18 protein-coding genes are annotated in these 22,436 nt (G+C 57.9%); 9 read left to right on the forward strand and 9 right to left on the reverse strand.

From position 1 onward, the window contains the following. Positions 1 to 84: 84 nt before the first annotated feature. Positions 85 to 4,221 carry a tandem-95 repeat protein gene (locus GQF00_RS16015; RefSeq protein WP_161320286.1) on the reverse strand — a complete coding sequence of 1,379 codons (4,137 nt, stop codon included), beginning with the start codon at positions 4,219 to 4,221 and terminating at the stop codon, positions 85 to 87. 191 nt (positions 4,222 to 4,412) lie between these two features. On the opposite strand from GQF00_RS16015, the gene GQF00_RS16020 reads away from it, so the two are divergent. Then, positions 4,413 to 5,384: a helix-turn-helix transcriptional regulator gene (locus GQF00_RS16020; RefSeq protein ID WP_161320287.1), complete on the forward strand. Its 972-nt coding sequence runs from the start codon at positions 4,413 to 4,415 to the stop codon at positions 5,382 to 5,384. 235 nt (positions 5,385 to 5,619) lie between these two features. Further along, positions 5,620 to 7,743: a response regulator gene (locus GQF00_RS16025; RefSeq protein ID WP_161320289.1), complete on the forward strand. Its 2,124-nt coding sequence runs from the start codon at positions 5,620 to 5,622 to the stop codon at positions 7,741 to 7,743. A gap of 71 nt (positions 7,744 to 7,814) precedes the next feature. Here GQF00_RS16025 and GQF00_RS16030 read toward each other — a convergent pair whose 3' ends face one another. Continuing rightward, entirely contained in the window at positions 7,815 to 9,221 is a 1,407-nt protein-coding gene (locus GQF00_RS16030) for a dicarboxylate/amino acid:cation symporter (protein ID WP_161320291.1), read from the reverse strand. A gap of 199 nt (positions 9,222 to 9,420) precedes the next feature. Between GQF00_RS16030 and GQF00_RS16035 the strand changes: the two genes are divergently transcribed. From GQF00_RS16035 to GQF00_RS16045, 3 genes are all read left to right on the forward strand, one after another. After that, positions 9,421 to 9,783, forward strand: coding sequence for a DUF3817 domain-containing protein (locus tag GQF00_RS16035; protein WP_237440584.1), 363 nt, complete (start codon positions 9,421 to 9,423; stop codon positions 9,781 to 9,783). 154 nt (positions 9,784 to 9,937) lie between these two features. Continuing rightward, positions 9,938 to 10,948, forward strand: coding sequence for a hypothetical protein (locus GQF00_RS16040; protein WP_161320293.1), 1,011 nt, complete (start codon positions 9,938 to 9,940; stop codon positions 10,946 to 10,948). A 75-nt stretch (positions 10,949 to 11,023) separates the two neighbouring features. Beyond that, on the forward strand, positions 11,024 to 11,398 hold the full coding sequence (locus GQF00_RS16045; protein WP_161320295.1) for an STAS/SEC14 domain-containing protein: 375 nt from the start codon (positions 11,024 to 11,026) through the stop codon (positions 11,396 to 11,398). A 261-nt stretch (positions 11,399 to 11,659) separates the two neighbouring features. Here the strand turns inward: GQF00_RS16045 and katG are convergent, their stop codons facing one another. Together katG and GQF00_RS16055 are read right to left on the reverse strand one after the other, a co-directional pair. Then, positions 11,660 to 13,822 carry a catalase/peroxidase HPI gene (katG, locus tag GQF00_RS16050; protein ID WP_161320297.1) on the reverse strand — a complete coding sequence of 721 codons (2,163 nt, stop codon included), beginning with the start codon at positions 13,820 to 13,822 and terminating at the stop codon, positions 11,660 to 11,662. 229 nt (positions 13,823 to 14,051) lie between these two features. After that, positions 14,052 to 15,044 carry an SDR family NAD(P)-dependent oxidoreductase gene (locus GQF00_RS16055; RefSeq protein ID WP_161320299.1) on the reverse strand — a complete coding sequence of 331 codons (993 nt, stop codon included), beginning with the start codon at positions 15,042 to 15,044 and terminating at the stop codon, positions 14,052 to 14,054. A 139-nt stretch (positions 15,045 to 15,183) separates the two neighbouring features. On the opposite strand from GQF00_RS16055, the gene GQF00_RS16060 reads away from it, so the two are divergent. The 3 genes from GQF00_RS16060 (at position 15,184) to GQF00_RS16070 (ending at position 16,534) form a co-directional block, all read left to right on the forward strand. Next, complete coding sequence (locus tag GQF00_RS16060; protein ID WP_161320301.1) at positions 15,184 to 15,783, forward strand: TetR/AcrR family transcriptional regulator; 600 nt, start codon at positions 15,184 to 15,186, stop codon at positions 15,781 to 15,783. A gap of 162 nt (positions 15,784 to 15,945) precedes the next feature. Further along, positions 15,946 to 16,245 carry a hypothetical protein gene (locus tag GQF00_RS16065; RefSeq protein ID WP_161320303.1) on the forward strand — a complete coding sequence of 100 codons (300 nt, stop codon included), beginning with the start codon at positions 15,946 to 15,948 and terminating at the stop codon, positions 16,243 to 16,245. Between the two features lie 28 nt (positions 16,246 to 16,273). Then, a complete protein-coding gene (locus tag GQF00_RS16070; RefSeq protein ID WP_161320305.1) occupies positions 16,274 to 16,534 on the forward strand; it encodes a hypothetical protein in 261 nt (86 codons plus the stop codon). On the opposite strand, the gene GQF00_RS16075 is transcribed toward GQF00_RS16070, so the two are convergent. The 4 genes from GQF00_RS16075 to GQF00_RS16090 all read right to left on the reverse strand — a co-directional run bounded on the left by GQF00_RS16075 (position 16,535) and on the right by GQF00_RS16090 (position 19,975). Next, positions 16,535 to 17,299 carry an SDR family NAD(P)-dependent oxidoreductase gene (locus GQF00_RS16075; RefSeq protein ID WP_161320307.1) on the reverse strand — a complete coding sequence of 255 codons (765 nt, stop codon included), beginning with the start codon at positions 17,297 to 17,299 and terminating at the stop codon, positions 16,535 to 16,537. A gap of 69 nt (positions 17,300 to 17,368) precedes the next feature. Then, positions 17,369 to 18,190 carry a GIY-YIG nuclease family protein gene (locus GQF00_RS16080; protein ID WP_161320309.1) on the reverse strand — a complete coding sequence of 274 codons (822 nt, stop codon included), beginning with the start codon at positions 18,188 to 18,190 and terminating at the stop codon, positions 17,369 to 17,371. A gap of 70 nt (positions 18,191 to 18,260) precedes the next feature. Beyond that, complete coding sequence (locus GQF00_RS16085) at positions 18,261 to 18,824, reverse strand: PDC sensor domain-containing protein (RefSeq protein ID WP_161320311.1); 564 nt, start codon at positions 18,822 to 18,824, stop codon at positions 18,261 to 18,263. 257 nt (positions 18,825 to 19,081) lie between these two features. Beyond that, on the reverse strand, positions 19,082 to 19,975 hold the full coding sequence (locus GQF00_RS16090) for a metal-dependent hydrolase (RefSeq protein WP_161320313.1): 894 nt from the start codon (positions 19,973 to 19,975) through the stop codon (positions 19,082 to 19,084). A gap of 118 nt (positions 19,976 to 20,093) precedes the next feature. Between GQF00_RS16090 and GQF00_RS16095 the strand changes: the two genes are divergently transcribed. Then, positions 20,094 to 21,176 (forward strand): AraC family transcriptional regulator, encoded by a 1,083-nt coding sequence (locus tag GQF00_RS16095; RefSeq protein WP_161320315.1) that lies wholly within the window; start codon positions 20,094 to 20,096, stop codon positions 21,174 to 21,176. On the opposite strand, the gene GQF00_RS16100 is transcribed toward GQF00_RS16095, so the two are convergent. After that, positions 21,173 to 22,363 carry an integrase arm-type DNA-binding domain-containing protein gene (locus GQF00_RS16100; protein ID WP_161320316.1) on the reverse strand — a complete coding sequence of 397 codons (1,191 nt, stop codon included), beginning with the start codon at positions 22,361 to 22,363 and terminating at the stop codon, positions 21,173 to 21,175. The two genes, GQF00_RS16095 and GQF00_RS16100, sit on opposite strands and share 4 nt — an antisense overlap. Between the last annotated feature and the right edge of the window lie 73 nt (positions 22,364 to 22,436).

Consider the following 22,436-nt stretch of genomic DNA (forward strand, 5'->3'; position numbering starts at 1 on the left):
ATGATGGCGGCTGACCGGGGATGCCCTGATACAAAAAGGCCCCCATGGTATCGCTACCATGGGGGCCTTTCTGTGGGGCGGGTTTTAGTTTGCGGAGTAAGCTTGTCTGCGTATCAGGCCCATTGCGGCCAGGATCAACAGGAGCATGCCACCGCTACTGCCGCTGGTGCCGCTGCCGGATGCGAACGGATCATACTTTTCTTCTATGGCTGCCACGTTAATGCCTGATGCAGCCGCGCCGCGCAGGCTGATCCGGCCGTTTGCCTTGCCGTCGGCATCGTGCGCACTGCCGTCGGTGACGGTGAGACTCACACAGTAATCGCCTGCATGAAGACCATTGCGATACTGGCTGTCATACGGGGAGGGGCAGTAACCCTCAGCGCCAGGAGCAGATTTGGCCGATGCCACGGGTTGCCAGTCCTGGCTGGCCAGGGCGATGAAGCGCGCGTCGGCCGGTAGCGGGCTGGATTGCGGCACGATCACAACGGCGCTGGCGCCGGGTTGCAGGCCGTCAATGATGAGGTCGCTGGCGTCTTGCACGATATCCTTGCGGATGCCGGCGGGCAGGGACACGTTGAAGGTGTCGATCAGTGTCTGGATTTGCAGGGTGGCCGCGCCATCCCCCAGTGCCAGGCTGGTGGCGCCCAGTTGCAGATCAAGCCCCGGCTCGGTTTCCAGCAGGTACTGGTTTGCGACGCCAGGTTGCGCCTGGAGTACGTGGCCCATTTCCATGGCATCCAGATAGTCGGGAACGCCATCGTTGTCCTGATCGCCAAACCCTTCCAGGTCATCGCCTGGCCCGTCGCTGTCACTGTCTTCGCTGCCCAACAGGGGCGCTTGGGTCAGCACGTTCAGTGTCAGGCTGGTGTCGTCCACGAGGGTGCCGTCGGAGACCGCCAGCGCCAAGGTATAGGTGCCGGCGGTGAGCAGGGCCGGGTCAAAGGTGAAGGTGGAATCATCAGCGTCGGTGTCTACCAGTTCCGCATCGGTGTCGGTCCAGTCGCTACTGAGGCTGTCTGCCGGGTTGGCGTCATCGACAGTGGCGGTGACGGTGACCGGGCCCTGGTCGGGAATGACGATGCGAGTCGGGCGACCGTTCTGGCTGGCGACCAGAGTGGCGGTCGGTGCAACATTGTCTTCGTGGATCACAATGTCCTGCTGGGTGTAGAGCCCGGGAACGGCTTGAGCTGTGTCCAGTTCTCCCATGACCAGTTGCAGGGTTTCGGTGCCTTCACCAATGCCGTCATTGGTAAAGTTCACGGTGGTGCTGGTCTCGAATTTGCCATCGTGAAGGTAGTCAAACGTGAGCACTCCCGCAGCTAGATCATGGTCCGCGCCATCGCTGGTGCCACTGAGAGTAAATGGCACGTTGACGACAGGAGCGTGAGCGGGGCCACTTAGATAGGCTGTGACCGTCAGGGTGTCTCCTTCTGCGCTGACCATTGGTGGCGCAAAGCTCACCTGGGGATCGATGTGCGCAGCCTGAAGAACGGTGGCTTGATTCCCTGCCTGGTCCGTGGCGGTTCGTTCAACATAATTAAAGCCTGACAGGTAATAACCGCTATCCGGAGTGGCCGCAATCGGCCCGTCGCGGCCATCCTCTGCCACAAGTTCGCCCAGATCCATCAGCGTGAACAGGCCGGTGGCGTCAGCATAGACAGGGCCTGGACCGGCCAGTACCGGAGGATAGTCATCCTCGGTGGGGTTGGAGCCATTGTTGAACTCGTCCAGGTTGCTGATGCCGTCGCTGTCCAGGTCGCCGCTGGCGTCACTGTCGTCGTAGGGATCGAGGCCGGCGGCTTCTTCGAAGTCGTTGTCCATGCCGTCGTCATCGATGTCGCTGTCATCCACATCGGGGATGGTGTCGCCATCGAAATCCGCCAGTACGGTGACGGAGAAATTGCGGGTGGCGGTGCTGTTGCCATCATCCACAGTGAGCGTCATGTTGGCGCTGCTGCCCACATCACCATTGCCCGGGGTGCCGGTCAGCGCGCCGGTGCTGTCATCGAAACTGGCCCAGTCCGGTTTGCCGGTGAGAGTCAGGGTCAGGGGCTCGGCTTCCGGATCCGTGATTGTGGGGGTGAAGCTCCACGGCACATTTTCCACTGCGGTTTCCAGCGGCGCGCCGTCGATGCGCGGTGTGTCGTTGCTGGCGGTAATGGTCAGGTAGACGGTGAAATCCGCGAAGCCGCCATTGCTGTCGGTGACGCGTACCACAAAGCTGTCGTTGCCGTTGTAGTCGGCATCGGGGCTGTACTCCACCACAGGCGACGGGCCGGTGCCGGAGACGGAAGCGGTGCCGTTGCCGGCGGCGCTCTGCAGGCTCCACACCAGGGTGTTGGCGGTGCCGTCTTCCACGTCGGAGGCGTTCAGCTGCAGGGCGAAGGCGGTGGGCGTGTTGTCTTCATCAATGGTCAGGTTGACGGTGTCACCCTGTTCGATGGCGGGCAGGTCGTTGACGGAAGTGACCGTGACGCTGAAGGCATGCTCGGCGATGCCGCCGGCGCCATCCTGAACCTGAACGGTGTAGCTGTCGGTGCCGTGATAGTTCAGTTCCGGGGTGTAGATGACGGTGGCGCCATTGATCTCCAGGCTACCGTGCAATGGTTGCAGGGTGGTAACGGTGGTGAGGTCAACATTGTCCACGTCACTGACGCTGAGGGTTACCGACAAGCTGTTGTCTTCATCGGTGGCGTAGTTGCCAGTGCTGCCTTCGGCAATTACTGGCGCGTCATTCACTGCGGCAAAGGTCAGGTTGGCTGACGTCATTGCGCTGCTCAAAGTGCCATCGGTGGCCTGCCAGCCAAAGCTGGTGGAGCCGGACCAGTTGCTGGCGGGTTCGAAGGTGAGGTGATCCAGAGAGGCCAGGGGCATGGCTTCGCCAAGGGATACTGCGCTGCCGTTGGCTTTTTTCAGGCTACCTGCGCTGGCGCCAACCGGCAGGCTGCTGATCACCACCGAGACCGCCTGGCCATCCAGTTCGGTAATGGCATTGGCAAAGGCCGAAGCGGGGATAGTCAGGGGGGTATCTTCCTGGCCGTTGAGCGAAAAGGCGGCGGCATTGGGCGGACGGTTTACCGTCAGGGTGAATGCCTGGGAGGCGTTGGGGCTGATGCCGTTGCTGGCAGTGATGGCCAACGAATAATTACCGGTGCTGCTGGTCGGTGTGCCGCTGATTACCCCGGCACTGCTGAGGGTGACGCCGGGCGGAAGAGAACCACTGGAGAGGCTGAACGTGGGCGCGGGGTAACCCGTGGCCGTCATCGTGAAGCTGCCATTCAAGCCCTGCTGGAAAGTGGTGGCAGCGCTGCTGGTAATGGTGGGCGGTGCTTCCACGTTCAGGGTGAAGGTCTTTGAGATCGATCCCACACTGCTGCTGGCCTTGATCTGCAAAGGATAGACACCGCCTGTGCCTGTTGCCGGGGTGCCGCTGATACGGTGTTCAGTGCTGTCCCACGTGACGCCGGACGGAAGCGTGCCGGTGAGACTGATGTTTGGTGAGGGTACGCCGGAGGCAGCAAACTGCACTGGGCTGCCGGCAGAGCCTTCGCGATAGGTGGCGTTGGTTGGCGCGGTGGTGAATTGCGGCGGGAAGCTGCCGCCGCCCGGGGTAACGTGGATCGAGTCCATCACCACGGTGGTGGTGTCCGCGGAATTCGCATAATTTTTCGGGAAGGCAAGCCAGACCCGAATCTGGGTAATACTGGAAAAGTCGGGGGCCTGCCCCTGAGAGAAGCAGACGGGATTCACATCACAATAGAAATTCAGCGCTAGAGACTGGCCGGCGGGTACGCTACCAATACCAGTGCCGTAGGTGCCAGTCCTGCCGCCGCCGGTGACATTGATGCTGACACTGAGGGCGGTGCTTTCTCCCTCGGGGGCATTTGGGCGGTTGATGCTGTCCATGACCAGGAAGAACTGATCATTGGTACCGCCATCAGTCAGGTCTATAGGGCTGGCGAAGGAATAGACAAGTTCCACTGCGCCAGCGGTATTGCCATTCCCGCCCAGAGTGAGGTTGGCCTTGCCGCCAGACTCGGAGAAGGTGGAGCCGTTGGTGGTCGTTGAACTGCTGGGTAATGGGTATTGTGTGACGGTGCGGTTTGCGCTGCCGATCACTGGTGTGAAACCGTCGATCTGAATAAAGTCTGCTTGCGCAGCGCCAGATAGCAGTGAGCCCGCTAGCACCAGTAGTGCAAGCGGAGATCGCCAGAATTGCATGATGTTTCCCCCGCAGAGCCAGATGTCTGGCTCCAATGTCGTATTTTATTGGCGTGCCAAAAATAGCATAAAGGGGTCGTGAGGGAATCGATCAAATGGGTGAGAGAGGGGGCAGCAAGGATACTTTGTCCGACTTTTTTGTATCATTTTGCAGATAATTATCATAAGTCTTGCCGGGGAGGCGTAGCGGCATGAATACACATACGAAAGCGGGGCTGAACAAGGCCCTGTTTACGGAGCCTCAGGATCAATTACGCATGCAGGAAGGCGAGCATTTTGAACTTCCCGGTGTGCAGGGGCGAATGGAAAAAATCGAATTCGGCACTGGCCTGTTTCTGCACCTTGCGGAGCTGGATGTGCAGCAGGATTCTTTCTTTGCGGTCCAGAATTACATGCCGCCGGGATGGCTTGGTGGCAGTCTGAATATTCTCGGTGATATGCAGATTCAGCCTCCCGGAATGAACGCGTTTTCCTGTAGTGATGATGAAGCCCTGATCATGCGCGTCGATATTCCAGGAACCCGGTATCTGCTACCTGCCTCACAGCTCATTCGTCATGTGGGTGTTACCTGCACGCTGGATTCTCTCTCCAGACGGTTTGCCGAGGATATTCCGGAAGGGCTTGCTGCTTTTCTGGGATCAGGAGACGAAGAGGTGGTGATGCATCGAGTGGGGGTGTCCACACAGATGCGCAATGTGGCGACCAGCATGTTTTCCCGTCAAATCCATGGACCCGGGCGTCGTTTTCAGCTGGAGGCGCTGGCGATTCAATTTCTTTATGAGCTCATTGATGGCTTCTGTGACATGGCGGCAGATGAAGAGCAGGCGATTCAGGAATGGGAAAGAGCGGCAGTGGAGGCCTTGATAGCACGGATTACCGCTGAGCCGGGAAAGGCGTGGCTAGCGGGGCAAGTGGCTGAAGAAGCGGGAATGACGGAGGCGCGCTTGAATGCGCTGTTCCGGTTACTGGCGGAAAAACGTTGTGCAGAGTTTATCCGCGAGCAGCGTATGCGTCGTGCCAGGGCGTTGCTGGAAAGCGGTCAGTGGCAACTCAAACAGGTGGCGGCGGAAGTTGGGTTTAACCATGTGAGCAATTTCTCCCGCGCTTACAAGCGCTGGTTTGGTGAAAACCCGGGGCGGGCACAGCGCCGTGCAGACGGATAACGGTTAAAAAGAGGCAGTGGCTTTATAGAAAAAAATTATAAGTCGCGGCTCTTGGAATTTTTTTGATATATAAAAGAGAAACAGTAAATAAAATCATGTTGTTACGCTCTTTTGGCTAAGGAAAGAAACAGAAGAGACCGCGGTGGTAATACTTGGCCTGAACCAGGATCAGGCGCACATTAAGATTTGAGGCCATACGGGTCTCGCCCGGTTTTCCCCCACGGAAGGGGAGGTTATGGCTACACTATCACTGGACTCTGTCACTCACTCGCTGGGCGTTAGTTATGAACGCATGGTAGAGATGGCTGACGAAGGCATATGGGCACTGGATCCGTTGGCACGGATCCAGTTTGTGAACCCGCGTCTGGCGGACATGCTGGGGTATTCACAGGCCGAACTTTATGGCCATTCTGCGATGGAGTTTCTCGATTCCCGAGAGTCTCGCCCACAGGCACTCCTCACTCTAACGAATCGCAATCGTGGCCATGAAGAGCATCACGAGCTGAAATTTTTCCGCAAGGATGGCCGGGCCCTTCTGGTGAAGGTGGGCTGTACTCCACTTTTCGACAAGGATGGCAATTACTCCGGCTCTCTGGGTGTGCTCACGGACATGACCCGACGGGCGCAGATCGAAGCGCGAGAAGCGGCGCGGGCCAGAGCCCTGTATCTGATCGCAACCGGCGCTGACCTCAATGCAGTACTGGATGCAATTGTCCTTGGCGTTGAGGCTCAGCACCCGCAAGCGCTTTGCAGTATTTTGTTGCTTGATGAAACCGGTGAGCATGTATTGTTGGGTTCCGCTCCTCATTTGCCTGCGTTTTACAACGATGCTATTCACGGGGCCCCCATCGGGCCCAAGGCGGGTTCGTGCGGTACTGCTGCCTATACCGGCAAGCGAGTGATTGTGGAAAATATTCGCACCGATCCGTTGTGGGAAAACTATCGGCCGTTGGCAGAAAAAGCCGGGCTGGGGGCATGCTGGTCTGAACCGATTCTCGATAGTCGTGGCAAGGTGTTGGGAACGTTTGCGATTTATCATCGTGGTGCCCACCGCCCGGATAATGAAGATATCGAAACCATTTCTGCTTCCGCCAGCCTGGCGGCTATTGCGCTGGAACGAAGTCGGGATCAACAGCGTTTACTGGAGCTGAATGCGGATCTGGAAAAAAAGGTGCGCCTGAGGACGCTGGAATTAAATCGGGAGAAGGAACGGGCTGAATCAGCGAGCCGGGCTAAAAGTGAATTTGTTTCCAATATCAGTCATGAAATTCGCACCCCCATGCACAGTATTCAGGGCTTGCTGGAATTGGTGGGGAACACATCGCTGGACGCCAGGCAGAAAGATTATCTTGGCAAGGTGGATCTTGCCGTACAGCACCTGCTTGGGATCATCAATAACGTACTGGATTTCTCCCGGATAGAGACCGGAAAGCTCCAGCTGGACCGCCAGCACTTTTCACTGCGATCGGTGCTGAACAACGTGGAAAGCCAGCTGGCTACCAGCGCTTCCAGCAAGGGCCTGGGATTGATTTTTCAGGTGGCCGGGGATGTGCCGGAGAGATTGTTTGGCGATCCCCTTCGCCTCGGACAGGTGCTGATAAATTATATTGGGAATGCCATCAAATTCAGTGAGCACGGTGATATTCGCGTGTCAGCCAAACTGGTGAATCGGGATGGGCGTACCTGCCAGTTGCGCTTTCTGGTGCGGGACCAGGGTATCGGTATTCGTCAGGAGGTGCAGAACAATTTGTTCCGGCCTTTTAAGCAGGCAGATAGTTCCACTACCCGTGAGTATGGCGGCACCGGATTGGGGTTGGCGATCTGCCGCAAGATCGTGGAAGAGACCGGTGGGCAGGTGGGTGTGGAAAGTGAGCCGGGAAAGGGTAGTGAATTCTGGTTTACCACGCGCATGGGCATTACTGATGGCGAAGCCCAGGTTCAAAAGGATCAGCTTGAGGCGAGTGAGTTCGAGCGGCTCAAAGGGCGTCAGGTTCTGCTGGTGGAAGACAACGAAGTGAATCAGATGGTGGCAAGGGAATTGTTGTCTCGGACAGGCATAGAAGTGACGGTAGCTTCCAACGGCAGGCAGGCCTTGCAGGCAATGGAAAAACAGCGTTTTGATGCGGTGCTGATGGATGTGCAGATGCCCATTATGGATGGCTATGAAGCGACCCGGCAGATCAGGGGGAACCCGGAGTTGCGGGATAATACGATTATTGCCATGACGGCCAATGCAGGCCGTGAGGACAAGCAGGAAGCCTTTGCTGCCGGTGTGGATGACTTTGTCAGTAAACCCATCAGAGCGGTACGGCTTTATCAGGCGTTACTGAAGAATATGAAGGACGCTGGCAGTCAGTGACGAGTGGCGATACCTGAAGGCGTAAGCGAAAACCTGCTCACAATAGTGTCTGCCTTGAAACCATCCGCATGCTAATTCTCCTTGCCGAGGCTGGAGTCCCGTGCCGGCAAACTGTCGCGGCAAGCGCCGGCCTCAGGCGTCGGATTGTCCTTGATCCAGCCATCCATCAGTTTGGCTGCCACCAGATCCCCGGTCACATTGATAGCGGTTCGGCTCATGTCCAGAATGCGGTCCACGCCCATGATCAGGGCGATGCCGGTGGCGGGGACGCCGATGGTGGTCAGGGTGGTGGCGAGAATGACGATGCCGACGCCGGGGGTGCCCGGTGAGCCGATAGAGGCGCCTACCGCCATGATGACCACCAGCGCCATGCCTCCCAGGCCGATATCGATATTGAATACCTGGGCCAGAAACATGGCGGCAATGGCCTGGTAGAGCGCCGTGCCATTCATGTTGATGGTCGCGCCAAGGGGAATGACGAACTGCGAAATGGCGGGGCGAACCTGAAGGCTGTCTTCCGCGGTCTTGATGGACAGCGGCATCACCGCCGCTGAACTGGAAGTGGAAAAGGCCAGCAGCACCACTTCACGGATCGCGCTCATGAAGTGGCCGATGCTGGTCTTGCCCAGCACGGCCACCAGCAGCAGATAGCTGATAAACAGCAGGGTCAGCCCGAGCAGTACGGTGGCGACATAAATCGCCATGCCGATCAGGGCATCAAGGCCAGTCTGGCTGGTGAGCTTGGCCATCAGGCCGAACACCGCCAGGGGGGCCAGCCGCATGGCCCAGCGCACGACCGTCATGCAGACCTGTTGTAGCGAGCCGAGCAGATCCAGCATGGGGCGAGCCTGCTGCTGGGTCATGGAGATCAATGCAACGCCCACCATCACGGCAAAGATCACTACCTGCAGCATTTGGCCTTCGACCATGGATTCCAGTGGATTACCGGGCAGGATACCCAGCAGATGATCAGGAATGGACGACAGGGTTGGACGCTGCACACTGGTAACGGCAGCGGGGAGCGACTCGCTCTGGATACTGATCTTGCTTGGGTCAAGAAAACGGCCGGGCTGGATAAGATTGGCGATCCACAGGCCGATGCCTGCTGCGAAGGCCGTGGTGACTACGAAGTAACCGACCACCAGCAAGCCCATGCGGCGCAATTGTTCCAGATTTTCCCCGGCGGCCAGGCCTCGGATGATGGAGGCAAAGACCAGCGGGATCACGATCATCTGGATAACGGCGAGAAACAGATGGCCGGGGAAGGCCAGCCAGCTGCCGATCACGGCTCCGGTCTCCGGCGAGAACCAGCCAACGGATGGGCCAAGCACTATTCCAGTCAGGATGCCGGCGACCATGGCGACCAGAACCTTTAGCCACAGATGACTCTGGACCAGTTTGTAGAGGCTGTCGCTAAGCTGTTTCAGCGGGCGGTTGGCGCGTGCCCTCACTGGGAACAGGCGAGATTTTTCTTCCATGAAGTCACCGCAGATGTGGCTCGGGAGTCCGGTGAAGTGGCAGCCGGGTTATGGAGCAGTATAAGCCAGTTCAAGCGCGCCAAGGTTGTTGGAAAAGCAGACAGCCGCAGCCAATGTGGGGATTGCTGAACTTGCCACCAGCGGATTTCCCGACAACACTGTGTTTTACATGAAGAATAATGTCTGGCCAGGAGCGGCCATGGCCAATACAGGACCTGCGGTGTCGGGGATGCATGTCGCAAGGTTTCACAAGTTGGGGTTATGCGTGTTGAATCTTTTCCGGGCTTTCAGTATCGCTGAGGGGGTGTCTTTCCTGGTTATTCTGGGTGTGTCTCTGGGCCTTATCAGCCGGGACCATGTGTTCCTGATCGGCATGACGCATGGCGTCCTCTTCCTGGTTTATATGCTGCTGTCCCTATGGGTGAGCAACATCCGCAACTGGTCAGTGTTGGTCTGGTTTCTGATATTTCTGGCAGCGGTGGTGCCGTTCGCCTTTATCGGGGTGGAGCTTTTTTTGCGGCGCGAAGAGAAAAATCAGGGCTCTCAATCGGCGCTGGCCTGAAAAACAGCAAGCTGGCTGGCGCGCCAGCATAAGAAATTAGTAGTATATGTGGCCTGCCGCGCGGGCTTTCTGAGAGACCCCGGCGGGAGTAGTCTGAAAACTGTGTTGCCCTGATGGGCGGGATACCAAGCAAGGGTGGGCTCCGGAAAACGACATGAATTCTGTCGATATCATTTACCGCATCAAGCTCGATCAGGACAGGCTGGAAACCTTTAATTTCCGGCTTGATGAAGACACCTTTGACCTGATTGGGGAAGAGGTGCCTGATCCGCCCAGGTGGACCGAGCTGGAATACAGTCAGTGCGGCCACTGCCCCCTGTCCAGTGAGGAGCACAGTCACTGTCCGTTGGCCCTGCAGATGCACAGCATCGTGGACCGCTTCCACGACACCCGTTCCATTGATGAGGTGGTTGTTGAGGTGATTACCGACGAGCGACGCATTCGCCAGAAAACCGGCCTGCAGCGCGTGGTCGCCTCCATGCTGGACCTGATCTACCCCATCTGTGGCTGCCCCAAGACCGCGTTCATGAAGCCCCTGGCCCGCTTCCATCTGCCGCTATGTTCCGAGGAAGAAACGGTCTTCCGCGTCACCGGCATGTATCTGCTGGCCCAGTATTTTCTCAGTCGCACGGCCACCGGCAAGGGGCGTATCGAGTTTGATGGGCTTACCGGAATCTATAACGATCTGCACACCCTGAACACCGCAGTGGCGCGCAGGCTGCAGTCGGCCACCAGCTCCGATTCTACCAAGAACGCCATCACTCTGATGGACATGTATTCCACCTTGGTGCCTTTGCTGCTTGAGGATGAGCTGGTGGAGATGCGTGGATTCTTCCAGGCCTATCTGCCGGAGGACAGCGAAAAGCCACAGGTCCTGAGCAACTATCTGGAAAAGGCCAAGGCCTTTTCCATGGACCTGGAAAACCTGGAGCTGACCCCCAAGGACGATGAACTGGAAGATAACGATGGTGTGCCGGAATGGATTAAAGCGGCCAAGGGAGAGCTTGTTGAAGCACCTCCGGAGCCTGTGGAGGATGAGGCAAAGGATGAGCCTGAGGAGAAAGACGATAGCCCTTTCATTACCTCCGATGGACTCAAGCTGGAGTTGACGCCGATGGAAGAAAAAGCCTCGGACGAGGATGAAGAGGTGCCGCCAGGGCAATAGTGACTGTTTGCCCCAGGGAACGGGCAGGATTTCGCTGCATCTTGCAGCGTTGAGCAGCGCAAGGGAGTGATGAAAATGAAAGTGGACTATGACGAAAATACCAATGTGGTTACGGTCTGGCCTGATGCAGCCTTGAGCCAGGATGATTTGGCCGATGCCGCCGCACACATTGATCCTGCCATCGAAAAATACGGCCAGCTGAATGGGCTCATTATCGCCACCGATTCGTTTCCTGGCTGGGAGTCGCTGGGTGCACTGGTGCACCATTTTCGTTTTGTCCGCGACCACCACCGGTCAGTGCGGCGGGTGGCGCTGGTGACGGATTCTCCGATCGGCGCAATCGCTGAAAAAGTGGCAGACCATTTTGTCGCGGCAGAGATTCATCACTTTGCCTTCAGCGACATGGCCGGAGCCCAGTCCTGGATCCTCGATAGCCCATCCAGCCCATAGACTTTTTGCAGTCGCCCCGGTCACGGACGTTGGGAATTTTCCGATCGATTAAGCGATTGGGGTGTAGCACGCGTTACGCACAAGGTTTAAAAATGGTTCATCCGGGCTAGAGGAGGGCACGGCTATCAGAGTGCTGGCCGTATCAAATGCAAGCGCGCTCTCACCGATAAAAATCTTAAAAACGCCTGGCATTAAAACTGGTGCTGAATGGGAAGAGAGGTTCCCCGCACGGACGTGCGGGGAACGATTGGCTGAGCGGGATTACACGTCGAAGCGGTCGGCATCCATGACTTTGGTCCAGGCGGTCACGAAGTCGTTGGCGAATTTCTCCTGGTTGTCATCCTGGGCGTACACCTCGGCGTAGGCACGGAGGATGGAGTTGGAGCCAAACACCAGGTCCACGCGGGTGGCGGTCCACTTCACCTTGCCGCTGTTGCGATCCACGATTTCATAGTGATTGTTCCCTGCCTGCTTCCAGCTGTTGGCCATGTCGGTGAGGTTCACAAAGAAATCATTTGTTAGCTGGCCTTCTCGGTCGGTGAACACACCGTCCTTGCTACCGCCGTGGTTGGTGCCCAGCACGCGCATGCCGCCGATCAGCGCGGTCATTTCCGGGGCGGTGAGCCCCATCAGCTGCGCGCGATCCAGCATCAGTTTTTCTGCCGGTACCGAGTAGTCCTTCTTCAGCCAGTTACGGAACGCATCATGGATGGGTTCCAGCGGCTCGAAGGATTCTCCATCGGTCTGCTCGTCGGTGGCATCGCCACGACCCGGGGTAAACGGCACACTGATATTCATGCCGGCCGCTTTTGCCGCTTGCTCCACGCCCACGTTACCGGCCAGCACGATCATGTCTGCCACGCTGGCGCCGACGTCACTGGCAATAGCTTCCAACACGCCGAGCACCTTGCCCAGCCTGGCGGGTTCATTACCTTCCCAGTCCTTCTGCGGTGCCAAGCGGATGCGGGCACCATTGGCGCCGCCGCGCATGTCCGAGCCGCGGAAAGTACGGGCGCTGTCCCAGGCGGTGCTGACCATTTCGCTGATGCTCAGGCCGCTGTCAGCGATTTTCTTTTTGGCCGCGTCCACGTCGTAGCCGGTGCTGCCGGCCGGGATGGGATCCTGCCAGATCAGGTCTTCGCTGGGCACTTCCGGACCGACATAACGGGCTTTCGGTCCCATGTCCCGGTGAGTCAGTTTGAACCAGGCACGGGCAAACACTTCATCAAAGTAGGCCGGATCCTGATGGAATTTTTCGGAAATCTTGCGGTACGCCGGGTCCACCTTCATGGCCATGTCGGCATCGGTCATGATCGGGTTGTGGCGCACGGATGGATCTTCCGCATCCAATGGTTTGTGTTCTTCCGGCATGTCGACCGGTTCCCACTGCCAGGCGCCGGCCGGGCTCTTTTTCAGTTCCCACTCATAGTTGAGCAGCAGGTCAAAGTAGCCGTGATCCCACTGGGTGGGGTGGGTGGTCCAGGCGCCTTCCAGGCCACTGGTGACAGCCTGATTGCCCACCCCGCGGGTGGCGGTGATGTTCCAGCCGAGGCCTTGCTCATGTACGTCGGCGGCTTCCGGTTCGGGGCCAACGTTATCGGCATTGCCATTACCGTGGGCCTTGCCCACGGTATGACCACCGGCGGTGAGTGCCACAGTTTCTTCATCGTTCATGGCCATGCGCTTGAAGGTTTCGCGCACATCCGCCGCTGTTTTCAGCGGGTCCGGGTTACCGTCTACCCCTTCCGGGTTCACGTAGATCAGCCCCATCATCACGGCGGCCAACGGGTTTTCCAGATCACGATCGCCGGAGTAGCGGCTCTTGTCATTGTCACTGGTGGCCAGCCATTCGTCTTCTGCGCCCCAGTAGATGTCTTCTTCCGGTGCCCAGATGTCTTCACGGCCAAAGGCAAAACCGAAGGTCTTGAAGCCCATGGATTCATAGGCCACATTGCCGGCGAGGATAATCAGGTCGGCCCAGCTGATCTTGTTGCCGTACTTTTTCTTGATCGGCCAGAGCAGACGGCGGGCCTTGTCCAGGTTGCCGTTGTCCGGCCAGGAATTCAGTGGTGCAAAGCGCTGGTTGCCGGTGCCGGCACCGCCTCGACCATCCGCCATGCGATAGGACCCTGCCGCGTGCCAGGCCATGCGGATCATCAGACCGCCGTAGTGCCCCCAGTCCGCAGGCCACCAGTCCTGGCTGTCAGTCATCAATGCGGTGAGGTCTCGTTTTAACGCGGCTGTATCCAGTTTCTTCAACTCTTCACGGTAGTTGAAACCGGCGGACATGGGATCACTCTTGCTGTCGTGCTGATGAAGGATGTTGAGGTTCAGTGCCTGTGGCCACCACTTGGTCGCCTCGCTTCCGTTTGAGGTATTGGCACCGTGCATGACCGGGCACTTCCCTGCGTTGCTGTTACTCATTGCTAGCTCTCCCTTGGATCGCGTCATGAATGTCATGACCCAATCTAAGCCCTTGGCGTGGCGTTCGGCTAGTGGTGATTCCGATAATCAGGGGTTTTCTTTTCTATGGGATGAATAGGCTGTCTCAATGGCAAAAAGGGTTGCCAGCACATCGCCGGGATAGGGGGACGGCAGAAAGGCGACGGCAGAAAGGGGCGCCCCGTTTTCGGGGCACAATCCATGCGGGTTTTTATTTTTTGTGGTGTCGGGACTGGCCGTCAGAATGACCTTGGGCTTCCTCATTGGCGGGCCCCCGTGAGCGCATGCCCGCGGAGACGTAATTTTCCGGCGGTTGTTCATAAACGGCCTGGTAACTGAAGTTGACGATAGACTCGGAGGTCTTTGGCAGCAGGTAGTACATGCCCAGCGCTCCCTTGCCGAACACGCCCAGCTTGCGTTTGTTCTGGGTGATGATCACATCCAGCATCCACTTCACGGCGGTGTCCACTGACATGACCGGCATGTACTTGTAGATCTTCGTGGGCGCAATCATGGGGGTGCGTACCAAAGGGTAATTCAAAGAGGAAAAGCGCACGCCGGTATGGGCAAATTCATTGGCGGCGACCCAGGTCCAGCCCTCGAGGGCCCACTTGGAACCGAGATAGGCTGAGAAACGCGCTGGATTGGCCTGCACGCCCACGGTGGACACATTGATAATGTGCCCTTCGTTGCGTGCCTCCATGCCGGGCAGCACGTTCATGGCCATGCGAATGGACGCCAGATAGTTGAGCTGCATGGTGCGCTCATAATCATGAAAGCGGTGGTACGTGAATTTGATGGAACGGCGGATGGAGCGGCCAGCGTTATTGATCAGGATGTCGACCCGGCCATGCTCCGCTTCGATGGCCTTGCAGACACGGTCACACTCGTCGAAGTTCGTCAGGTCCCCTGGGTAGACGAATGCCTTGCCGCCGAATTCACGGATACTGTTGGCAAGTGCATCCAGCTTCTCCCTGTTGCGGGCAACCAGCGCCAGGGTGGCACCGGCCCGCGCCAGTTCGCTGGCGACCTGGGCGCCGATACCCGAACTGGCCCCGGTGAGTATGACCACCTTGCCACTGACCCTTTGCTGCAGGGCGGTTTTTGCCGAAAACACGCTCTTCACATTCCAGCGCCAGTGCTGGCCAAAGCGGGTGAAGTAGGGGAGGACCTTGGGGATTCGGAATTTCAGTTCGTTAGACACGGTATGACAAACCTCTTCTGGGCGTGGAACCAATGAGGAAAGTTTAATCTGAGTATATACTCGGAAAAACTCGGATTCGTACCGCCCCGGAGCCCATCGCAATATGGCCACTGAAAATTGGCAACACTATGATTTTTCTATGAAAAAAGAGCCCCGGCAGGCGCGCTCTCGGGCTTCGGTGCAAGCCATGGTGGAGGCCTGCGCTCGGATTCTGGAAGAGCGGGGCTATGCCGGGCTTACCACCAATGCGGTGGCGGAGGTGGCCGGGGTCAGTATTGGCTCTTTGTACGAATACTTTCCCGGCAAGGAGGCCATTGTGGCGAGGTTGTGCGGCGCACTGCTGGCGGACGTGAGCTCCACCCTCAATGCGCGCCTGGAACTCACCGATAGCCGTGAGGATGTGCACCGCGCCATGCGCCATCTGATCGGTGCGCTGCATGGTCTGGTTCGTCAGCACCGCAAATTGCTGCGGGTGCTGATTTTTCAGGTGCCGTTTATCCAACAGCTGCCTTCGGCACAGAAGTTACAGCTCGAGTTGTTGCGGGTGGCAGAGAAAGGGCTGCAGAAATCCCGCCAGCATTACCGGCTTTCCGTGTCACCGAGCACTCTGTACCTGATGGCCACCTCCACGGCGGGGAGTCTGCTGCATCTGGTGCTGATGGCACCTCCGGGACTGGAGACAGAGGTGGTGCTGGATGATCTGGCGGCGCGGATGGCGGATTGGCTGGAAAAAGGTTGAAGGGGGGCGGGCAAGCTTCACGTTGCAATCTGTGGTGTGAGAAAAGCATTGTGATGTGAATCGCCAGCGGGATACCCGGAAGGTGAAGCGCTGCCGGGAATTACATTCTCAATTGCCTATCATGGAGCATTCAATAAAGTCGCAAAAATCAAGGAGAAGCATGTGTGGCGATTTCCCGGGGTATTATTGCTGCCCGTCTTGCTGTTGTTGACTGCAGGGCAGGCATTCGCGCTGTGTAACTGCTATTTGCCGGAAAAGCCGGTGATCCCTGATGGGCAGTCAGCCAGCAATGAGCAAATTCAGTTTGCCCGTAACAAGCTGGTGGCCTATCAGGAAAAAATGCAGAGCTACACACAGTGCCTTGAGCAGTGCATTGTGGATGCGGCGGATACCGAAAATGCCGTGGTAAATGAGTGGAACCAGACCGTGGAATCTTTTAACCGCCGGGTGGTCAATCCTTGAAGAAAGTCTTGGTGAAACGGATATAGAGATGAAAGAACTGGAACAGGCAGAAGATGATTTCGCCTTCGCGCGTTTGGTGGAAGCCATCGAGAACCAGATTGCCGATGGGCATCCCCGCGAAGCCGGGCTGGTAATGATGGCGCTAACCGCCAAAGGCGAAGAGCATGATGCCGTGCTGGAGAAAATGGCTGATGTGCTGGCTGAGCATGTGGCTATCAGTGCAGAAAAGAACGAAGCCTTCGATGTGAATGCCTATGCCGCGGGCTTGCTGGCGCTCACTGAAAACTGATTACCAGGGGATGTCTCTGCCGTCCCAGGCAATAAAGCGGCCATGATCATTTTCGTCTGCGTTGTCGATAATATCGGCCAGTTGCCGTGCCGACCGTGCTGGTGAAAACAATTTGCCTTCCGGGACATTGCGTTGGAAAGGTTCGGAAAGCGGTGTATCAGTGGTGCCAGGGTGTAGTGACAGCACGCATAGCTGCGGATAGCGGCGTCGGGTTTCGATGGCCAGGGTTCGCAACAACTGGTTCTGCGCGGCCTTGCTGGCACGGTAGCTGTACCAGCCACCCAGATGGTTGTCTTCGATACTGCCCACGCGAGCACTCACACTGGCGAACACGCCGGGTTGTCGGCGCGGCATCAAGGGCAACAGCTGTCTGGCCAGCAGAATCGGTGCGAAGGTATTCATGGCAAAGCTTTGTTGCAGGTTTTGCAGGTTCACCTCTTCCAGGCGTTTTTCCGGCGTCAGCCCTGTAGTCTGGTCGTGAAGGACCCCGGCACAATTGATAATTTGCTCAATAGACTGTCCCTCTTCCCTGAGGCTACTTGCCAGCGTTTCCAGCTGCGCGGGATCGGTGATATCCACATCCCTGCAGTCCAGCGGCAGGCCTTGCTGCTGCAGTGCCGTCAACGCCGCGCTGTCACAGGCATGGCGGGATACTGCAATCACCGCTGCGTCTTTCTTAAGCCAATGCTGAACCAGAGCGAGTCCAATCCCGGAGCTGGCACCGGTGATCAGTCGGGTGATGGGGTGTGCTGTCGAGGATGTCATGCCATGAGTATGCGCGCAGAGCAGCAATTGGCCGTGAAGACGGTGCTCCCTATCTTTGGCTTCTGTGATTTATTCCAGGACATAACAACGGGCGCCACGGTTAAGGAAGTGCAGCAGCATGCGGTAGCTATCCAGATCAAAAAAGATTTCTCTTTCCTGCTGCAGATCTGCGTTTGAGGGCGGATGAGGCAGGGTGGTCAAATGACACCATTGGCGAATCAGATGAAATGCTTCCCGTTCTTCCCCCTCTTCATGAATGACCAGAGTGCCATCGTAGGGCCAGGCGTGGATCTGATGTTCACTGAGGGCATCGATCAGTCGCTGATTATGTAAAAGTGCGGACTCCTTTCCGCAACAGGCGCCCTGACAGCGTCCCAATTGGTATGAAAAGCAGGGGCCTGCCCCCTGTTCGAGGCCGCAGATTTTCGGGCATAACTGATGTGTCTTGATCCAGTGTTCCATGGCGAACTGTGCCTGCCGTGGGCTACGGAACACACCGTAGCAGTCCTGTTGCCAGAGGGGATTGTGCGGATCGGGCTGATAGCGTTGGGGCTTCAGAAAGCCGCTCTCACCCGGTTTCAATAGCCAGGTCTGCAATTGCCGGTAGCGGCGTTGACGACGATTGAAAATGGGTTGGCGCTGTTTTATCTCCCGGTTTTCCAATAACAAGGCACCGAGTTCGCCGGCAGTTTCTGTGTAGTCAATGCGTCGTGTCTGGCTGCACATGCGTTTGGCCCGCGGGGTACGGTTCTGGAAATGACTGCGGACCCGTTGGCGGATATTGATGCTCTTGCCGATATACAGCAGTGCCTCCTGATCTCCCCAGAAGCGGTAGATACCTGGCCCTGCTGGGAGGTCGGGGATTTCAATACTCTGGATAGGTGAGGTCATCGCCAAAGTATTGGGGTGGGGAAGTCTACGACAGGTGAAGGGTGTGGCTCGGTGGATGCAGGTCTTTGCGTCAAAACTGAACGGGAGCAATGCCCACGGTGACGGCGCCGATGGGCTGACCGTTGCTGTCGGTGATGGTCCGGCTGACCTGAATCTGCATGCTGCGGGTGGATTCATCCCTGCCAAGCGGGCTGATGTGCTCAGCCTCTGGCCCGGCGGCAAAGGTTTCTAGCCACTTGTCCTCATCACCTTGCCAGTAATCAGAGGTGACGCTGCTTTGCGCCACATTGAGTCCGCGGTTATCCATGATGATGATTTCGGTAATCCATTTACTGCTGCGCAGCTGCAGGTTGCGCAGTGAATCGGAGAGCGGGGTATTCATCAGCCGGTGAATCAGCGGTGCATCCTGTTTGCCGTACTGCGCACGCCAGCGCTGATCCAGCGCGGCTATTTGCTCGTCCGACAAGGTAGCGTTGCGACGATTCTGTGTCTTCACCTGCTCGATAACATCTGCCCTGTCCGCGATATTGGAAGCCTGAGTGCGCCCGAAATCGATGAGCTCAGGGCTGACCCCATCAGCGAAGGCGTGTCCGCTGATGAGCAGGGCAAGGATGACGAAGCTGGTCCAAATCAAGGTGTGAAGGCCCCTTTGTTGCCTGAAATCTTCTCCTCGCCAGTCTGATGGCGGAGTAAGCAAGGTTGGGACCCATTTTAGAGCAAGAGAAAAATGGCTGCATGACACATTTCGTTAACAGGGCGAAGTGTGGGGAAGGCAGGGAAGGGGGGCATCAAAGACCCCTGTGACAGTGAGCCCTCAAAGCAGGGGGGCGGGTAGAGCGTGGGGAAGGGGAAAGCCCGCCGTGTTGCCGGGCGGGCTTTGTGTGTCAGGCGTTAGAGTACATCGCCAAGCCAGCGTTGCTTCGCCTTTTCCACCAGGTCACGGGCGTCGTGGTCCCAGGGGTGGAAGCTGGGCTTGAAGAAGCGGGCATAGGCGGGCAGCAATTTACGGAATACGCCTGGCTTGCCCCACATGTAATTGAGGGTTTCCCGCCAGGCTTTCCAGTTGCCCAGTTGGCCGTCGTCCCGAACCAGTTGATAAAGGTGAATGCTGGTGAACAGCGGGAACAAGACGCTGACCAGCATCATTTCCGTGATACGGGTAAATTCACTGCCGCCCACTGCCTTGAACACATCAAAGGCTACGGCCTTGTGCTCGGACTCTTCAATGGCATGCCAGGCCCATACCGGGGCCATGCGCGGGTCCATCTCTTCCAGGGCATCAAACTTGAGCAGAAATTCTTCCGCCATCATTGCAGTAAAATGCTCCACGGCCACGGTGTGCGCCAGCTGGCGTTCCGGGCTCAGGTTTTTGCGCATCCAGTTCATGAAGCCCAGAACTTCATTCTCCAGCCGGGCCAGATCCACGCCCTGTTCCTGCAGGTAGCCGTTGAGCATGTCGTGTTCACGGGAGTGGTGGGCCTCCTGGCCAATAAACCCCTTGATGGCTTTTTTCAGCTCGGGGTCGGTGATCTGGCTTTCGAAATGGCGAACCGAGTCGATAAAAAAGCGCTCCCCCGGCGGGAAGCCGGAAGACATGGCGGCCAGCAGCAGGGTCTTGATCGGATTGTTGTCCCACCAGTAACGGGGCACATCCCCTTCCGCAAACGTAAACTTGGGACGGCGAATCTGGGGGATCATGCCTTTCGGGGTCTTGCTCAGGGTATCAATCGTGCCGAGGACACGTTTGCGAAGCTTGCCGGGCTTGATGGGGACGATGGCATTCATTGTTGTACTCCTGCTTGGGCTCATCGGGCCAATATGCGTGCTATGGGCCTAATGTACTGGTGAAAGCCCGGGGGGCGTGAGACGCTGCGAGGACATAATAATTATCATTGGTGGCCAAATGCCCGCAGAGTCCATCCTCTCGCAGCTGGCTGAAAAGCGAGACAATCTGCCCGAATGGGTGCATCAGCCCAGCCAGGCTGCGACCTATCCCCGTACTTTTCTGGCGGCGGCGGAGGCGCAGGGTGTGCCCCATTCGCGGCTGTTGGCACTGGCCGGGGTGCCGGAAGCGCAGCTTGAAGAACCTGCCGGCAGATTATCCCTGTTTGAGGTTGCCCAGACCGTGGCGGCGGCCTATGAATTGAGTCATGACGACTGTCTGGGCTTTGCCACGGGACACCGCATGATGCTCACCGCCCATGGCAATCTGGGCTACGCACTGATGTGTGCGGCCACCGTTCGGGAAGCCATGGGTATTCTGGAGCGCTTCTGGCACCTGCGTGGTCGCGGGGTGCAGTTGCAGGTGCACAGTGATGACGAGTCGCTGTTCATGGAGCTGATACCGGAAATTACCCTGGCGCCAAAGCTCACCTGGCTGATGCTCAGTTCCATTATCACCAGCATGTTGCGGGGGATAGAGTTCCTGGTTCCGGTATTACCGGAGGGGGTGGAGCTGTGGCTGCCTGGCGAGCAGCCGGAGGGCTTTTCATCCTGGCAGGGACGCCTGCCACGGGTGCGGTTTTCCCGGCCTCGGGTGGGGCTTTACCTGCATGGCGATCTTTCCCTGCTGGACCAGGCCTTGCCCACTGCCAATCCGGAGGCACTGCGTATCGCCCTTGAGCAATGCGAGCGGGAAAGTGCGCTAACAGAACGGGATGATGACATCGTCAGGCAGGTACGGGCTGCCCTGGTGCCTGGTCCGCACGGTTATCCAACTCCGGAGCAACTGGCCGACAAGCTGCATCAGACACCGCGCACCCTGCGCCGCCGTTTGCAGGAAAGGGGCTGTAATTACCAGCAGTTGCTGGAGGAAGCGCGGTTGCGCGACAGCTGTCAGTTGTTGCAGGAGGCGGATCTTGAGGTGCGCCGAATCAGTGACATGCTGGGCTACCTGAACCCGGCCAATTTTACCCGTGCCTTCAAGGGCTGGACCGGGATGACACCGCGGGAGTGGCGCCAGCGGCACGGTGCTGAACGGCGCTAGCGGCGGGCCAGTCTGCCGAGCACGGATCCCTCCAGGTAATCCGCCCAGGCCTGCAGCATCTCTCTGCGCTTCTCCGGGTAGTCGTCCTTGTCGATGGCCTGCGTGTCGTTCTGATCCAGCAGCTGGGCCTGAATCTGTTCGGCCTGGTAGCCTAGCTCCCCCAGCGCGGTGGCGGCCAGCGTTCGCAGCGTGTCCGGTGTCACCGGGTTGTTGCGCGTCACCTTGCGCAATGCCCCAGTGATGGTGCTGGCGCCGAGATGCTGCTGCTTGTCACGGTTGCCGGGGAACACGTATTCATGGCGGCCAGTGAGCGGCTCCAGTTCCTGCAGCAACTCTACGGCCTGGCGAGGCAATGGCACGGTGAGTATCCGTTCCTCTCCAGTGTCCGGGTGGATGCGGCGGATCCGCCATTCGCCCGCATCAAGATCCATGTCGGACCAGCGAGCATTAACGATCTCACTGGGCTTGGCGAGTAACCAGACGGTCAGTTTGAGTGCTGCGCTGCTGGTGCTGCGGCCCCACTGGCCGAGTACGCCGCTGGCCAGCTGGGTGAGCTTTTCACGGGTGCTGATGAGGAATTCAGGTTCGGTACCGGAACCGGTCAGCCGCTTGTGCAGGGCGGTGGTGTGTTGATAACCGGCTACGCCGGTATCCCGGGCATGCTGGTAAACCCGTTTGGCGATGCCCAGCACCCGTTTGCCCTTTTCCACATGCCCCTCGGCGCCCAGGGCGGAGGCCAGCGATTTCAGGTCTTCCGGGGTGACCTCACTGACCACCCGTTTGCCGACACTGGCGATCAGGTAGTTTTCCAGTTGACGCTTGGTGCGGCGGAATTGGGCTTCGGAGACCTCCAGCCGGTAGACCCGCTCCAGCCAGTCATTGGCCACCGCTTCGAAGGTGGCCAGCGATGGGCGAAAGATTTCTCGCTTCTCGCAACGGGTCAGTGGATCGATACCATCGGCAATTAGCTCGCGGGCTTCATTGCGCAGCTGGCGGGCGAATTGCAGGGTGACTTCCGGACTGGGGCCAAGGGTAATGACCTTGTCGCGATCGTTAAACCGGTAGGCGAATTTCCAGGTGCGCTGGCCATCCGTGTCCACCAGTAAAAAGAGCCCTTTCTCATCATTGAGTTTGTAGGGTTTTTTCAGCGCAGTGGCGTTGCGTACATCCGCAGCAGTCAGGGCCATAGGGAGTCTGTTGTTATTGATCGGCTTGTTAAAACTATCCCAGAGACAGGCGGGGGATCAACGCGGCGGGTGA

Origin of the sequence: Alcanivorax sp. DP30 (assembly GCF_009882945.1) — a bacterium.
Classification (GTDB): domain Bacteria; phylum Pseudomonadota; class Gammaproteobacteria; order Pseudomonadales; family Alcanivoracaceae; genus Alcanivorax.

Coding starts and splice junctions, on each gene's coding strand:
- GQF00_RS16015 (WP_161320286.1), bottom strand. CDS start 4,221: ATGCAATTCTGGCGATCTCCGCTTGCACTACTGGTGCTAGCGGGCTCA.
- GQF00_RS16020 (WP_161320287.1), top strand. CDS start 4,413: ATGAATACACATACGAAAGCGGGGCTGAACAAGGCCCTGTTTACGGAG.
- GQF00_RS16025 (WP_161320289.1), top strand. CDS start 5,620: ATGGCTACACTATCACTGGACTCTGTCACTCACTCGCTGGGCGTTAGT.
- GQF00_RS16030 (WP_161320291.1), bottom strand. CDS start 9,221: ATGGAAGAAAAATCTCGCCTGTTCCCAGTGAGGGCACGCGCCAACCGC.
- GQF00_RS16035 (WP_237440584.1), top strand. CDS start 9,421: ATGGCCAATACAGGACCTGCGGTGTCGGGGATGCATGTCGCAAGGTTT.
- GQF00_RS16040 (WP_161320293.1), top strand. CDS start 9,938: ATGAATTCTGTCGATATCATTTACCGCATCAAGCTCGATCAGGACAGG.
- GQF00_RS16045 (WP_161320295.1), top strand. CDS start 11,024: ATGAAAGTGGACTATGACGAAAATACCAATGTGGTTACGGTCTGGCCT.
- katG (WP_161320297.1), bottom strand. CDS start 13,822: ATGAGTAACAGCAACGCAGGGAAGTGCCCGGTCATGCACGGTGCCAAT.
- GQF00_RS16060 (WP_161320301.1), top strand. CDS start 15,184: ATGAAAAAAGAGCCCCGGCAGGCGCGCTCTCGGGCTTCGGTGCAAGCC.
- GQF00_RS16070 (WP_161320305.1), top strand. CDS start 16,274: ATGAAAGAACTGGAACAGGCAGAAGATGATTTCGCCTTCGCGCGTTTG.
- GQF00_RS16075 (WP_161320307.1), bottom strand. CDS start 17,299: ATGACATCCTCGACAGCACACCCCATCACCCGACTGATCACCGGTGCC.
- GQF00_RS16080 (WP_161320309.1), bottom strand. CDS start 18,190: ATGACCTCACCTATCCAGAGTATTGAAATCCCCGACCTCCCAGCAGGG.
- GQF00_RS16090 (WP_161320313.1), bottom strand. CDS start 19,975: ATGAATGCCATCGTCCCCATCAAGCCCGGCAAGCTTCGCAAACGTGTC.
- GQF00_RS16095 (WP_161320315.1), top strand. CDS start 20,094: ATGCCCGCAGAGTCCATCCTCTCGCAGCTGGCTGAAAAGCGAGACAAT.
- GQF00_RS16100 (WP_161320316.1), bottom strand. CDS start 22,363: ATGGCCCTGACTGCTGCGGATGTACGCAACGCCACTGCGCTGAAAAAA.